We start from the raw sequence: 15,784 nt of genomic DNA, 5'->3' as shown, positions 1-15,784 counted from the left end.
CTTATTTATCCCATTTACATCAAGCAGACTAAACAACATCTACTTTTGGCCGATAAGCATATATACACTTCGAATACTGACAAGGAGTCTTTATGCTATCGAAAATTCTAAACCACACGGCCATTACCAATCCAGACTCAATGGCACAAAGTGCCAAAAAACCACCTGTGAAAGCTATCTCCAATCGTGCGAATGACACATCTAATAAGCAATCACGTAGTCTAGATGACAAACTTCAAGCGCACCAAGAGCAGCAGGAGCAAACAGAGCCGCCAATTATTACCAAAGAACTGGACCAAGAGGCCGAAGGTTACAAAGCGCGTAATCCAAATTTCAAAAGCCAATATGAAGACCTAGAAAAAGTGGTCACCTTAATTCAAGAACAGATCCGTGAATTGCAAAAAGAGATTAATGAGCTCAAAAAAGCCCCCATACAAAAAACTCTGGTACTGCATACCGAACAGTTGCAGACCGTGCCTGACTTACCCGATGAACAACATTCAACACACTTAGGTGGCAAGTTCTACAAGAACACTCAAGTTGAAGAGCAAGTCGAGATTTTAGAGCAGCAACTTAGAGAACTGCAGTCCCAAGAAGCCGAGATCCGTACAAACATGATCGACATGATTTTAGAAGAGCGTAAAGAGAGAGACAAAAACACTTGGGGCAAGCAGTGAGGCTCCCCCATTTTCTAAGAGTGTTCGTTACTTAGATACCACCTTTATTTCCAGAGCCGCTGCAACTACGCGCATTGCCCTTTTGATAAGTGCGCTTTATTTCTGAGGGTGTGAGTACTCGGTGATAGAATTGTATTTCTCCAATCGCACCTTTAAATAAACCGGTTTTAAATGAAGAGCGACTCCCAATACGTAGCGGCATTTCGTTGCTTAAAGAGCCCTGTCGACCAGTTGGATCAAAAGCACTGTTGAACTCTCCATTCAGATAAAATCGGATTCCTTTGTTGCGATCTCTGTCAATACTAACCGCTACATGATGCCACTGATCATCTGCAACAAAAGCTTTGGAGTCATAAAATGTGCATGAGGAATCTGGCTCTTGGCAATACCAACTGCCATCACCATCTGCGAGCTGCAATGCTAAATAGCCATCGTCTACGTAAAAAACATACCCCTGTACATCTGACACTTGGTCTTCATAACGTTTATCAACAATAATATGTTGGCCAAGTGATGCAGTCTTTACCCAAGTCGACAGGGAAAAATCACCTTCATGTACATCAAGATTGTCATCATATACTTCGACATAGTCATCAAAACCATCTAAACAAAAGGCCACATTATCCTTTTTATTCGCGAGGCTTATCATCTCTCCTTGAGAAACGATGAGCTGAGATTGCTCGCTTTTCAGTACTTTGCTTTGTGCTGTTGGCCAAAACGACCACAGCAGTAAACTAAATAATATCAATGTGGTGCCCAGTGCAAATGGGTACCAATTAATCTCACTTTTGATGTAATCAAATTTGACGGGCTGCGCCAATAAATAGCCTTTGCCGCGAATATTTTTAATTTGCTCTTGGTCATCCAAAGCTTGAAATGCCTTGCGCAATATACTTATTCGCTGCTTTACGTTTTCATTTCCGGTTATCACCCCTTGCCAAACAATATCTTGTAATTGTTCTGCGGTTAGAGGCGTATTTTGATGCTCTACCAATGCGAGTAATAAGGAGAATGACAACTCAGAAAGTGGCTGCTGTTCACCATTTTTAACCAAGCTTTTAGTGTTTAAATCTGCATAAACAGTTCCAAACCATAAGCCTTTACAATTATCTAAACTCAAGCCCTTTTCTTCCATAAAAAATTTATCCATAAATATCAAAGGGTAACAGTTCCCCAATTCCGGTAAAAATGATTTTACTCTTTATTTACCCTGTTTTTCTAGTGTTTTTTGCGCTCCATGAACACCATACACTCAATTTCTTATTCACTTTGAAACAACAATACATTCAAACATTTGATAATGGAGTGTCCAATGGCGAATTCTTATAGAGCATATAAACCGGTTATGGTTATCATTAATTTACTCACAATAACCACCGCTTTTGCAACAGAAACAAATCAAAATAAAAACTTTAAAGACCCAATAAATTTACAATGCGATCACTACATTAGCACGACACAACACTTGGTAGATGGAAATAAAATGACCATTCAAGCAGGTGACACGCTGTGTTTAGAAGCGGGTGAACGTGGTCCATTACGACTTAGAAATGTGCAAGGAAGTGCGCATGCCCCCGTTACACTGCGCAACCAAAATGGGGTCGTCACTTTTTCTCCTTATGAGTACAGCATTGCCGTAGAAAACAGTCGCTGGCTAAGAATCACCTCTATTCCAGTTGAAGCTGAGTCACAGTATGGTTTGAGGTTAGGGGGGACATTGGGGATTGGCGCTTTAAGTGAGCAAATAGAAGTCGACCACATTGAAATTTATCGCGCACGCTTTGCAGGCATGTTAATCAAAACAGATCCCACTTGTGACCCTCGCACATGGGCTGAAAACTTCACTATGACAGGGCTTCGCATCCATAATAACTATATTCACGATACCGAAAGTGGCGAGGGTATGTATATCGGTTATACCGGCTACTCTCGTAACCTCATGTGCGATAACGCACTCACTACCGTGTACCCACATAAAATTGAAGATGTGCATATCTACGATAACCGTCTCGAGCACATTGCGGCTGATGGCATTCAAGTCAACGCCATCAAACAAAATGCCCACGTCGCACGCAATACGATTTATCGCACTGGCGTTAGCCCATTCGATCTTCATTGGCAAAATACAGGCATCCAGATTGGCGGAGATAATGTCGAGGTGAAGGACAACCTGATTTATCGCAGCGGAGGCAACGGAATGATGATAGAAGGGGATAACATCAGCGTGCGCAATAACCACATTATCTACCCTGGTGAAAATGGCATATTTGCACGCAACCGAGCCCAGCATGATTCAAGTATATCAGGAGGCGCACCCCACTCTTATAAGAGTAACCTCATTGTGCACCCGCAAAGCTATGCCATAAAGTTATATGCTGTCAATACTGATTCAGCACATAAGCTCATAGAAAACACGTTTGAAAATGATGGCTCACTTGATGCTGCTGGCAGACCCAAAACCATCAGTTATCTCAATGACCAAGTGTTAAGGCATGAGCTAAACAACCATCACTACGTCACGCAGTCTGCTTATGATACTGGTGACAAATAAACAATTTGAATAAAGCTTGCCGCTTTATTAAAGTTTTGCCGGGCGTACGTTAGTCATCCTTGCCAACATACCTGACCTTTTAGTACGCCCGGCTTTTTATCTTAGGTAGATTTCAATTAGGTTAGTTAACGCTTACAATCACTCTTTCTACCAGTTCTAAGGCAGAGGTTAATTGACTTACATCTGAGTATATATTGCCATCTCTACCTGAATGATGACCGTGCCCTACTAGTGACATGACCGCCAATGTTCCACTTTGTTGCGAATCAAAGTCGATAATCGCCTCATAAATAACTGAGGGTTGTGCACTGTAGCCATCTCCCGAATAGATAGGATCATCTAAAAATCGGTCACTTGAATAGTATTCGTTGTAGTCAAAAGAGTGATTTACTTCTAAACGAACTCGGTGAGGGCCGTTTAACGGCGCTTGCAATCGCGTTGTGTAGATAAAGTTATCGGTCATTGTGGCGCCACTAAACCCATCGATCGCCAGTGATTCACTGTCTGGTACTAACACACCATTGTCAGCGCGCATATTCAATTGGTGTAAAAACACCGGTAGCGACTCCGGACGCATGCGGCTGTTTTTGCTCGTTGGTTCCTCTTGCCCTTCAAGTACATCCCACGCATTCGGCCCTTCGCCCACCAGTAAGTGGGTGTTAAAAACTTGGTCAGGGTCTTTCTTGGTTACCTTGTTCGTAAATTGATTCGTCGCGAGCTTTTCAGTTACATACAGCGGTTGTTTAAATTCTCCTGAAAGACTTTCAATCCACAGCGCATACTGTGGCCATAAAAAGTAAGGGCCTTTTTTAAGCTCAATGGTAATATGTTGCCCCGTGCTTTTGGGGTCTTCCACTTCCCTTTGCACATATTTAATTTCTGGATCACTATCGGCCTTATCAGCGGCCTTTAAAGTTTGACCAAAGCGATACACCTCAATGGCGGGGGGGAGTTGGAAAACAGGCGCCAATCCGACATAACTCACGACACATAGGGCGATAGGCCACGCCAAAGAAAATCGCCCAGTTTGTTTTTCAAATGGGTTAAGGTATTGCTTTAGCGGGCGAATGTTTTTGATCAGATGCCACACTAACACCAACAGCATCAATAACCCCACCAGCGTATGCATAAGCGCGATCAGAGCATTGTGTTGCTTTGAAAACATAATTATGGATGTCACCAGCATGACCAGTAGCGCGCAAAACAAAATCACGCCGATAAATGAACGGGACCGAAAATTCGACATATACAACTCCTCTAAATTGAGTTGCTGTTGTCTCATTGATTGTCTAAAAAGGGCTAATAAAACTTCCTGAAATTATTTAAAACCATTGAAATTATTGCTTATTTTTCAGATTCATTAATTTCATTGAGGATACTTGTTAAAGCGCGCGTTTGTGCAATATACCGTGCGTTGTCAAGCGATTCATTGTATCGCTCCATTGCATTTCTTTGCTTGGCAAGCTTGGCCAGATTGAGCCATGAGGTTGCTTCTCCCACCGGACAGCGCAGAATTTGATGATAAGACTTAGCTTCGTGATATAACGCATGGGCCGTGTCGAATTGGGTATTTTTCATCGCAATGTGACCCTTTAAATCAGTGCTATAGGCTAGATACAGCCAGTCTCTATGCTGTTGAGCCAATTCGATTACTTCATCAGCACGAGATACAGCAAGGGTGAAACTTTGACGCATAGCTGCAAGTAATGCATGCAGGTAGCGGAGCCTTATCAATTCATGATGATTACCCAATGAAGTTGCAATTGGTATGCTTTTCTCGAGTAGGCTTTCAGCTTGACCGAATTGAGCTTGCGAAAGCAGTAGTTCAATCAACACCCGGTGTGCTGTCATATTATGCGGAGCTTGTAAGACCAAAGCTTGAAGTAAGCTAATCGCTGACTCATATTCGCCTTGCAGTTTTAACTCTAACGCACGTCCCATCATTTCATCATAAAAGTCCGTGTGGTAGCCCTGAGAATCAAGCACAACATCACTGCCAACCAAACGCTTTATACGTGCTGAAAACTCGTCCAAAAGCACGTGAGTATCGGTGCCAAATATCGCGCCCTGCATGGTTTTCTGTGGCCAGTACAAATTATAACTGAGTTGATAGTCGTGAGGAGTTCCCATTAATCGAGATGCCACAACGAGCTGAGCGCCAGAAACAGTAAAAATTTGCTGAATCTCACTATCACTAAACATTCCCTTGGCTGCAACATCCCCGGTAACATCAGGACTTTTTGTCGATGTAGAAGATAAACTCAAGCCTGCACGATTGATAACCTCTAGCACGTAATCCGTTTGCAGTACACCAAATGATGGTTCACTCGGCAAACGTTGAATCAGTTGATCCATAAAGCCTAACCTAACCCAATCGTGGTCATTGCCTGCAATCAGATTTTGTGTCGGTAAAATAACAACCGACCCCTCAAGTTTTGCCTGAGCGTGTGATTTGAGTTCAGCTCTTGTTTGAGGATCGTTTAAAACAAGATATGTAATGCTGCCTAGCAATAAGCACGCTGTAACCACTGCGGTGGTGAGTTTTACCGATATATTGTTAAGGTTTGCTTTAGATTTCACAGGTGCAACCCATTGATACCCTTGGGTTGGTAGCGTTTTAATCACGTCATGCGGGTGAAACAGCTGGCGTATTTCCTTTATCGATTGAAATACCACTTGCTCATCTACAACCACATTTGGCCACACCAGTGATAATAGGCGTTCTTTGCTTAATATTTGCTGGTGGTTCTCCATTAATACCAGCAATAGCTGGCAGGTTTTTGGCCTTATTTTCAACCGTTCACCTGCCGAGTTTTCTACACTAAATGTTCGACCATCAACTCGAAACCCTAAGCTGATAAACTGCTTTTGCAAAACTGACTCACTTTTCACACCAATGTTAGAAACACCCAATACTAATACGAGTCACTGAACACGTCTAATGCCACGCCGTAAATTCTCTAAACAACATTGCTTGCTCAAGCTTGCTCTTGTATCAACAACTGTGGTTTAAGCTCAGCTAATAATTCATTGGCTGCATCAAAATCATAGTCGTCTATTAAGTGATTCAATTTATTAAACGCGTCATAAAACACAGTCCCTTCATAAACAGGTAATAACTCCCCGACAAGATCGATAGCGTCGGTATCATAATCTGTTAGCAACGTTGTGAGCTGTGCTAATTTCTCGCTGATCTCTAGTTCAGATAGCTCTGCATGCGCACTCTTTGATGATGTTGCCTCGCTAGAAGCGAGATCCGACAAAGCGCGATTGATATCCGCAATTAATGGCATCAATTGATTTTGCACCTTCACAATTATCGCTTCGACCGGCTGACCTTCAGCGCAGGCACTCTCTAACTCACCAGCGACTGTATGAACCTCTGTTGCCCCAATATTAGCCGCCGTGCCCTTGAGCGTATGTGCACAGCGCATCGGTGCATCGGGATCTCCGTCAACTTCCAGCATCGCTTGTTCAAAGTGTTCATTAAAGTGTTGATGTTTATCAGCAAAACGCCTTAACAAGCGAGTAAATAGTGCGACATCTCCTTGCGATATGGATTTTGCCACGGCCACATCAATTCCAGCTATCTTAGGATAACCCTCCCCCTCATTTGCGGTTTGTGCACTCGCGTTCGCCACCTGCTCGGCGTTGCTGACAACTATCCATTTTTGCAAAGTCGCAAACATTTTTTCCACGTTAAGCGGCTTACCAATAATGTCATTCATACCACAAGCTAAGGCCGCCTCTTGGTTATCCATCATGACGCTGGCTGTCATCGCAATAATAGGTAAAGACGCATATTGCGCTTGCTCTCTTATTTTTCTCGTTGCGGTGTAGCCATCCATCACTGGCATTTGACAATCCATCAGCACACCATCGAAATTGCCTGCTGATAATTTCTCTAAGGCTTGTGCGCCATGCTCCGCAACGTCCACAGAAATACCATGACGACTTAACAAAGCAATCGCGAGCTCTTGATTCAAGTCATTGTCTTCCACCAGTAATAAATGGGCACCGGCCAAAGAAGTATTTGTCGCCCCGGGCTTATTTGCATCATGTTCAGGATCTTGTTGTAACCCGAGTGCTCGCTGTAGACTCTCGTCCACAGCACTTGGTAAAAATGGTTTTTGTAAATAGGTCGCGCGATTAAATACCTGTAAATAGGACTCCACTGATTGTGTTTCGTACAGTGGCATTACAATACATGCGGTGTCATCTCCTCCCGCTCGTAGTTGCTTCAATAACCCCAGTTCATTCTCAATCCGCGCATCGATAAACACCACATCCTGCTCAACAATGTGCTTAGTTAAGGACTCAACCTGCGCAGAGCCCACGCATTCAGAGTCAATGTTCAAACGCCCTAAGCACGACTGTAAATTGCGGCAAGAACTTGAATTATCGTCAATAATAAGCGCATGTTTGATACCGAGCTCAGGAAAAGCCTCTGGCGCCTTTAGCGCATCGTTCACCACGAGAGTAAAACTGAAAGTGCTGCCCACACCTGGCGCACTTTGGCACTCAATATCGCCTTGCATAAGCTCTACAAGCTTTTTACTGATGGCCAAGCCTAAGCCTGTGCCGCCATATTTACGAGTGGTCGACGTATCTGCCTGCGAGAATGAACTAAAGAGCTTAGCTTGTTGCTCTGTCGTCATCCCAATGCCAGAGTCGATGACAGCAAATTTAAGCGTGATATCACCATCAAATTGACTCTCCAATCTTACGTCTAGTAACACCTCTCCGCCTTGTTCTGTAAACTTCACAGCATTACTGCCTAAATTAAGCAAAACTTGCGAAATACGCAGAGGGTCGCCAATTAAATAAGTGGGAATATCGGCATCAATGTGCGCACATAATTCCAACCCCTTTTCTTTCGCTTTCACAGAGATCACGTCCAAACAGCTGCTGAGCGTTTCTTCTAAGCAAAACTCCACATGCTCTATATCTAACTTACCAGCCTCAATTTTAGAAAAATCTAATATATCGTTAATAATCCCCAACAAAGACTCGGCACTGCGATGTATCTTATCCACGTAATTACGTTGTTTATGATCTAATTCAGTTTCCAACGCTAAATAGCTCATACCTATGATGGCATTCATCGGGGTGCGGATCTCATGAGACATGTTCGAGAGAAAGTCTGATTTCGCTTGTGTTGCGCTCTCTGCGCGTTCTTTAGCTTGCTTAAGTGCCGTTTCGAGCTCTTTAGCGTCAGAAATGTCCATGTGAATACCAAACATTTCTTTACGTCGGCTATCCTGATTAACGTTAACACTGCGACCCATACTGAGTATCCACTTCCAGCTATCATCTGACGTTCGCATTCTAAATTCACAACGATAAGTTTCTGACTGCTTGCTCAAATGCCTCTGTAAGGCACTTTCCACTCGTGCCACGTCATCTGGGTGCAATAGGCTGCGCCATCGGCTAATAGTCTCGCCATATTGCTGTTCAAGCTCGCCTTCTTGATACCCTAACATTGTCGACCAAATGGCATTCGTAACCAGTTTGTCGCTTTGGCAGTCCCATTCCCACGTGCCTGCATTTGCCCCTTGCATAGCCAACTCTAGACGCTGCTCCGCTTCTTTAAGTTCGCTGTACGACAGCGAATTTGCCAATGCAACAGCCACGTGATTTGCCACAGTGCGCAGTACATTTAGATGGACTTCTTTATATGCCCGAGGCTTATTCGACTGCACTGTAAAGACGCCGAGTATTTTCCCCTCAACAATCAGCGGCGCACAAAATACAGATTTCGTTTGTTCACCATATAAGTTATTACATGCTTTTAAATTCATTTGCTGCCAACTCTCGTCGGTCGCAGCATAAAACTCTTCACCATGCGCCACGCAATAAACATCAGCACTGCTCACCACTTTAGTGTGGCTTTCTAGCGCTTCATATAGCTCACCTTGCTGCATAGCGTATATATAATCGATGTACTGTTTATCTTCATAGAACACCCCGACAGCAAAAAACTCACAGTGCAAGATGGTGCTTAAATGGTTATAAATGGTTTCGCTGATGACATGCATATCATAGGTCGCAGCCACTTCTTTGCCCACTTCCCCCAACACCACAATATCTCGGGTTCTACGGGCAATTTTTCGCTCGAGTTCCAAGCTATTTTCACGCAATTGACGTACCCGCCACCAAAACAATAGGAGTAGCAGCACCACGGCACAAACTGGCAAAGAAATTCTGAACCACAGCGTTTGATACCAAGCAGGCACACTGATAATGGATAGCTCAATGCCCGTTTGATTCCAAACACCGTGGTTATTACTCCCCTGTACTTTGAGTTGATACTCCCCCGGTGGCAGCTCGCGATAATTAACCGTATGAGCAGGCGTGGTGGCGCTCCATCCGTCATGATAACCAACGAGCCAAGTGCGATAACGATTGTCACCAGTCGCCTGATAATCCAAGGCAGCAAAATGAATCGATAGATTTTTATCATTGTAATTGAGCTCTACTTGGCCACTTTGAATATCAATTGGATTGCCATCAATAAAGGCTTGAGTAAATGCAACCGGCGGTGCACTGGTATTGACCTGTACGGACTTAGGATTGAACCCGGTGATCCCATCAATGCTGCCAAACAAAATTCGCTCTTCAAATTTAACAAAAGAACGCGCAAGAAAATGGTGGTTAATCAATCCATCATTCGTGGTGAACTGGTGAAAAATGCCGTAGGTTGGGTCAAACTTAAACACGCCACTGGCGCTTGCAAACCACAGAAAACCCTCAGCGTCAGCAACTATCGACTTCACAGCAAAATTCACTTGAGATGCCGTATTAACGTATTGTTTAAACTCCTTCGTTGCCAACTCAAAACGCGTAACCCCACGGTTAGTGGCTAACCAAACATAGCCACCTTGCTGCATAGCATGCGTCACATAATTCCCGTTTGGACCAACTTTATCTCCATAGGCTGTATATTGCTCAAATTGCCCTGTTACTGGATTTACACGAAATACCCCTTCGCCATCAGTACCCGCCCAAACCTGACCCTCACTGTCATGAAAAACAAATTCTAAATCCTGTTGCGGAATATAACTGCGTTTATCTTCGTCGCCAACTTGCCAGCGGATCATCCCATCTCGACCTGACAATACCAGCCACATGTACCCTTCACTATCAAAACTCACATGCTCCACTGAGCGGCGCGAGTCTTGCAACCAAGTGAGTGGGACTAATGTTAGCTGCTTGTTCAACTCATCGACTTTATACAGCCCAAAGCTCGTTCCCGCATATAATTGACCTTGTTCGTCTCGCGCCATACTGTGCACACGCAGACGATAATTTCCTTGTAGGGTTTCTGCATCGGCAAACGGGGTAAATTGGTTCTGGCCATCAAAGTGGACCAATCCTCGGCCAGTACCCAGCCAAACACCACCTTGACTGGCTTTCTCGGCAGTAAGCACTTGATTAAACAGCCCAGAAAGCAACTCATCTTGCAAATAATCCTGCCAAGAAATAAACGCGGCGGGATTTGGAAAGACCTTCTGTACACCCGAATAACGTGTTGCAGCCCACAATAATCCACTGTCATCTATTAGGACTTGGCGAACATCTCGATTTTGCAGCAACGTCAACTTACCGTTTGGGATCACGGGGACAAATTGAGCCAGTTCGGGAGCAAAGCGATAGATACCCGCAAATGTGGCCAACAACATATCGCCATTAAAATGCATTAACCGGGTCACACTCGGTAATGAGCCTGATGGCAAGTTATAGGTTGTATATTCATTGATTTTTGGGTTAAACAGACCAAAGCTGGTTCTCGTGGCTACCCAAATTTGCCCGACCTCATCGACCGAGACCTGTCTAACTTCTGCATGATCTAAAGAATTTGGTGCTACACCAAATCCCTGAAACTTGCCGGTATTTCTATTGAGCCGATATAAGCCATTAGAAGTGCCGACCCATATGCCGCCATTGAGGTCCTCACTGATACTCCAAATGCGGTTATTGCCCAAGCTGTTCGGGTCATTGTCAATGTGTACAAAACGCTCAAAACTTTGACCGTCTTCACGCAAGCGATTTAATCCACCGCCGTTGGTGCCTACCCACAACGTGCCATCGCGACTTTCGAAAAGTGACTGAACTTTATTTGCTCCCAGAGAGAGTGGGTCATTCGGGTCATGTTTAAAATGAATAAAATGCTGTTTTTCACGTACAAACAAATTGAGTCCACCACCCCAAGTGCCCGCCCACAACTGACCCTGTTTATCAAATAACAAAGCGCCTACACTATTAGCAGAAAGCGAATTCGGATCGTCAGGATTGTGATTGAAGCTAATAAACTCGTATCCATCGTAGCGTTTGACACCATCGGCACTGCCAAACCACATAAAGCCTTGTGGATCTTTGGAGACCGCATAAATTTGTGGATTTGCCAAACCGTTATAAGCGGAGATACTCTCAACTTTGAGTTGGGCCCAGCTTTGATTACTGACCAACAATACAAACGTACTTACAATGACGAATAGCAGCCGCAAAGGCTTCATATCTTGCTCCTTGATTGAGTTTTGATTCTCACCGTTTGATTCTCCTAGCAACATCACGCTGCTATTTGGGATAATTTAATATCTAATTTTGAAATCTGTATGCATAATTATTAGACACTTTTGAAGAACATGTGCAAAATAAGAACAGTTAATTTTTGTCTAACTATCACTCAGTTATGAAGTCGCGTGCGCAAGGGCAGCTAATTAGCGTTTAAACTTTTTTTTAAACGGAATCGACGCGGAGGATCCAATGACCAATAGTGACTGTAGCCAAAGTATCACCGTACTCATTGTCGAACCCCATGAGACCATACGATCTATGATTGCCAGTACAGCTAAAAAGCTGGGTAATGTGACCGTTATCCAGAGCTCAAATGGAGTAGATGCAAGAGAAAAACTAACCTATCACGACGCACAACTCATCATCTCTGAGTGGCAATTGCCAAAGCTTGACGGTATTTCTTTACTGCAATGGGTTCGCAGCAACCCGCGTACAGCGCAAATTCCTTTTGTTATGACTTCGGCAACCATAGACCAAAGTAATGTGATGCAAGCAATCCAAAGCGGTGTGTCAGAATACATTGTTAAACCGTTTTCTAGCCAAATTCTCTTATCTCGCCTGCAAAGAGCACTCAGCAAGCCAGTTAGGGCAATCAAACACACCCCATCAGAACAATCAACTCAAGAGCATGTTACTCAAGTACTGGTGGTGGATGATGTTGCTGACAACATAAAAGTGATCAGTGATATTTTGCGTAAAGATTACAAAGTTAAAGCGGCATTAAATGGTAAAAAAGCGCTGCAAATTTGTGCGATGGAGCCCCAACCTGACTTGGTCTTGCTGGATATTATGATGCCCGATATGGATGGCATTGAAGTATGTAAAAGGTTGAAATCCGACCCTCAGACTCAACATATCACAGTGATCTTTTTATCTGCACTAGAACAAACGGAGCATATAGTGAAGGGCTTAGAACTCGGTGCGGTCGACTACATCACCAAGCCAGCCAACCCCTCAATTGTGCGCTCTCGTGTTAAGGCCCACTGCCGTTCCATAGAGTCCAATCGGCTGATGCGAAATCAAATTGATACCATGATGGAAAATGCCAAGCTCCAAGACCAGTTTGAGAGCATGAGCCAAACTCAAATTATTGCGCCAATACGAGACATCCAAAACGCCAGCGATAAGCTATCCGTGCACCTCAATGATCCCGAAAAAGCACAGCAATACCTAGACCACATCCAACAACATTGCCAGCAATTACAACTACATGTAGACAACATGCAAGCATTGCAAAAAATTGAGCGGGATGAATACACATTGTCGGTAACTTCTGTGCCACTCTACGAGCTAGTAGAAAAAGTGTTACTTGGCTTAAGCCATATTATTTCCAAGGAGCAGATCCAAATTGCCAATAACCTGTCGCCAGAACTGAAAGTAAAAGGAGATGCTCAATTATTATTCACGGTACTTACACAGCTAATTCAAAACGCATTAGAGGCTTCAACGAAACAAAAAATGGTCAGCATTAGTGCTCGCAGTGAGGCACAATTGCACACGCTGAGCATTCAAAATTCAGATGCAATTGTGCCCTCAATCCGTAATCAGTTCTTTGAAAAGTTTGTCACACATGGTAAAGGAGATAGGTCAGGGCTCGGCACCTATACGGCTAAAAAGTTTATTGAAAAACAAAATGGCTTCATTGAATATCGCAGCGACGAAGAGGTCGGCACAGAAGTGTTTATCAGTATGCCGCAGAGTTAGCGTCAAGAATCTCCGCCATATCCTGATAAAACAGGCGTAAAAGCAGCCTTCTACGATTCAAAGCGACTTTCTGCATACGTATTCAAAACAAAAAATTTACAATGATGCTACCTTAGCAGATCCCTGTGTTTAAAAAACACGCGATATTTGTTTGCAAGGAACAGCCATGTGTATCTTAGAAAGTAATGTGAATACCACCCAGTATGCACGTCGCTATATTTTAGCAATGTGTATGTCTATGGGTCTATCAACCACAAGTTATGCGACTGACGATGTCATGCTGCAAGGCTTTTATTGGGATGTCCCCGTCGATGAAAAAAACAAAAATGGCCTTTGGTGGGACAATCTCGCCAGCAAAGCACCGACCCTCTCTCAAGCTGGATTCTCCAGCATTTGGATCCCACCGCCATCAAAAGGTAACTGGGGGATTATCGATATGGGCTATGGGATCTACGACCACTATGATTTAGGCAGCTACCTACAAAAAGGCACAATAGAAACACGCTTTGGAAGCCAGCAAGAACTAACAAATATGGTCGCCAAACTTCAGCAAAACAATATTCATGTATACGCGGATGTTGTCCTTAATCATATCTACACCAATGAGCAAGACAGTGAACCCAACCCGGCGGTGAAAGCCTATGCGATGCACAAAGCCCATAATCACGTGCATGTAGCCTATCCCAGTAATGAAATAAGCTGGCAATTAAAGGGAGTTCAAGGGCGAATATACATTAAAATTCAAGGCTATGGCGCGACCATGCCGTGGGATCAAGATATCAATCAACGCGGTTATCAGCTCACAATCAGCGATGCGAAAGACGCTAAAATTTCAAACCACATTCACGTAGAGCAAGAGCCAAATGATGGTCAATTTTCAGCAATAAGACCCGGCAACAATACTTATTCAGGCCTAAACACAGCTATGCGTGGCCAAATTATTGATAAACAAGACATAGACGAATACTGGATAGATGTACCAACACAAAAAGACTTGTTCATCAAACTTCAGGCGAAACAAGGCACGCCTAATAGCAGTAATCATTGGACTGACAGCGCGCAAAGCAACGGCTTTTTTCCGGTTGAAATTTGGCAGCAAGCAACCCCTGATACACCCGCAACAGAAATCACGGATACACATCTGTATGCCTTCACTAATACCAAAATCACGCCCCCTGAGCGCAATCAGTATGGCAGCTATCCTAGTTCCGATAATGGCTGGCAATACACCGACTTTCACCCTGTTGATGAGCACGATTGGCTTGGCGATTTAGGCAGCGATAACATCATCACCAATACAAAAATGTTTGGCAATGACAGCAATACTTTTTCCCCACGCGTACAGCAAAAACTCATTGATTGGGGAAAGTGGCTTAAAAACGAGCATAAATTTAACGGCTTTCGCCTTGATTTTGTACGTGGGTTTCAACCTGATTTTGCCGCCAAATGGGTCAATAACCTGCCAAAAACAGATGGTAGACAACCCTTTGTAGTCGCTGAATATTGGGGCGGAGATAGCAGTATCAAAACATGGGTAGAGACGGTCAATGCACAAGGCGCCGACATTGCGGTCTTCGACTTCCCCCTCAAATCAACGTTGACGCAAATGAGTAACCAAAATCAGAGCTTTGATATGCGTACACTTAATCATGCAGGATTAGTGCGTAACCAAGCCGGTAACCAATTAGCAAGTACGGCTGTTGTTACCTTTGTTGAAAACCATGATACGGGCAAAGAACATGACAAATGGGTCCATAAAGACTTTAAAATGGCGTATGCCTACATATTGACCCATGAAGGCAAACCCACCGTTTTTTACTCCCACTACTACGGGGTCAAGCAATATGATTACCATGACCCAAGCCGCGCTATTACAGCCCCCTCATCCTTGCAGCAGGATATCAATCGACTCATGTTCGTGCGCAATACTTACACAGATGGTGCGCTCAGTGTTTTATCTCAATCAGGTAACCCATATGGGGATGTGCATCATGTTTATGTCGCAAGACGTGGCGGTAAAGGTGAAAAACAAGGCGCCATTGTGGTGCTTAATAATCACAATACACAACAAAAAGGGCTGTGGGTCACCACGCACGGCAACGGCTTTACTAACTTGGCAGGTCAAACGCTCGTCAATGCATTTGACCCAAATGATAAAGTGACCATTTATGAAGATGGGAGAGGCTATTTTAGTGCACCAAGTCGTGGATATGCAGTATATGTCACACAAAGTGACTATATCCCTTATTCACAACAGTAATCACCTCTTTAAGAT

General features: G+C 43.8%; 8 protein-coding genes. 4 read left to right on the top strand and 4 right to left on the bottom strand.

Annotation, left to right across the window (positions count from 1 at the left end; translation table 11 throughout):
• Nucleotides 1-92: 92 nt before the first annotated feature.
• Entirely contained in the window at nucleotides 93-677 is a 585-nt protein-coding gene (locus A7985_RS13990; protein ID WP_065791097.1) for a hypothetical protein, read from the top strand.
• Between the two features lie 31 nt (nucleotides 678-708).
• On the opposite strand, the gene A7985_RS13985 is transcribed toward A7985_RS13990, so the two are convergent.
• Complete coding sequence (locus tag A7985_RS13985) at nucleotides 709-1,827, bottom strand: LamG-like jellyroll fold domain-containing protein (protein ID WP_081310577.1); 1,119 nt, start codon at nucleotides 1,825-1,827, stop codon at nucleotides 709-711.
• Nucleotides 1,828-1,989: 162 nt separating this feature from the next.
• On the opposite strand from A7985_RS13985, the gene A7985_RS13980 reads away from it, so the two are divergent.
• Nucleotides 1,990-3,228 (top strand): right-handed parallel beta-helix repeat-containing protein, encoded by a 1,239-nt coding sequence (locus A7985_RS13980; protein ID WP_065791094.1) that lies wholly within the window; start codon nucleotides 1,990-1,992, stop codon nucleotides 3,226-3,228.
• 121 nt (nucleotides 3,229-3,349) lie between these two features.
• Here A7985_RS13980 and A7985_RS13975 read toward each other — a convergent pair whose 3' ends face one another.
• From A7985_RS13975 to A7985_RS13965, 3 genes are all read right to left on the bottom strand, one after another.
• A complete protein-coding gene (locus A7985_RS13975; protein ID WP_065791092.1) occupies nucleotides 3,350-4,474 on the bottom strand; it encodes a hypothetical protein in 1,125 nt (374 codons plus the stop codon).
• Between the two features lie 98 nt (nucleotides 4,475-4,572).
• Nucleotides 4,573-6,102, bottom strand: a complete 1,530-nt coding sequence (locus tag A7985_RS13970; RefSeq protein ID WP_176716750.1) for a winged helix-turn-helix domain-containing protein — start codon at nucleotides 6,100-6,102, stop codon at nucleotides 4,573-4,575.
• A gap of 104 nt (nucleotides 6,103-6,206) precedes the next feature.
• On the bottom strand, nucleotides 6,207-11,744 hold the full coding sequence (locus tag A7985_RS13965; protein WP_176716749.1) for a two-component regulator propeller domain-containing protein: 5,538 nt from the start codon (nucleotides 11,742-11,744) through the stop codon (nucleotides 6,207-6,209).
• 250 nt (nucleotides 11,745-11,994) lie between these two features.
• Between A7985_RS13965 and A7985_RS13960 the strand changes: the two genes are divergently transcribed.
• Both A7985_RS13960 and A7985_RS13955 read left to right on the top strand, forming a co-directional pair.
• Nucleotides 11,995-13,509 carry a response regulator gene (locus A7985_RS13960; protein ID WP_065791087.1) on the top strand — a complete coding sequence of 505 codons (1,515 nt, stop codon included), beginning with the start codon at nucleotides 11,995-11,997 and terminating at the stop codon, nucleotides 13,507-13,509.
• A gap of 166 nt (nucleotides 13,510-13,675) precedes the next feature.
• Entirely contained in the window at nucleotides 13,676-15,769 is a 2,094-nt protein-coding gene (locus tag A7985_RS13955; protein ID WP_065791086.1) for an alpha-amylase family glycosyl hydrolase, read from the top strand.
• The last annotated feature ends 15 nt before the right edge of the window (nucleotides 15,770-15,784 follow it).

Source organism: Pseudoalteromonas luteoviolacea, assembly GCF_001696455.1.
Lineage (GTDB): Bacteria > Pseudomonadota > Gammaproteobacteria > Enterobacterales > Alteromonadaceae > Pseudoalteromonas > Pseudoalteromonas luteoviolacea_C.
This window is presented reverse-complemented; position numbering and strand designations above follow the sequence as displayed.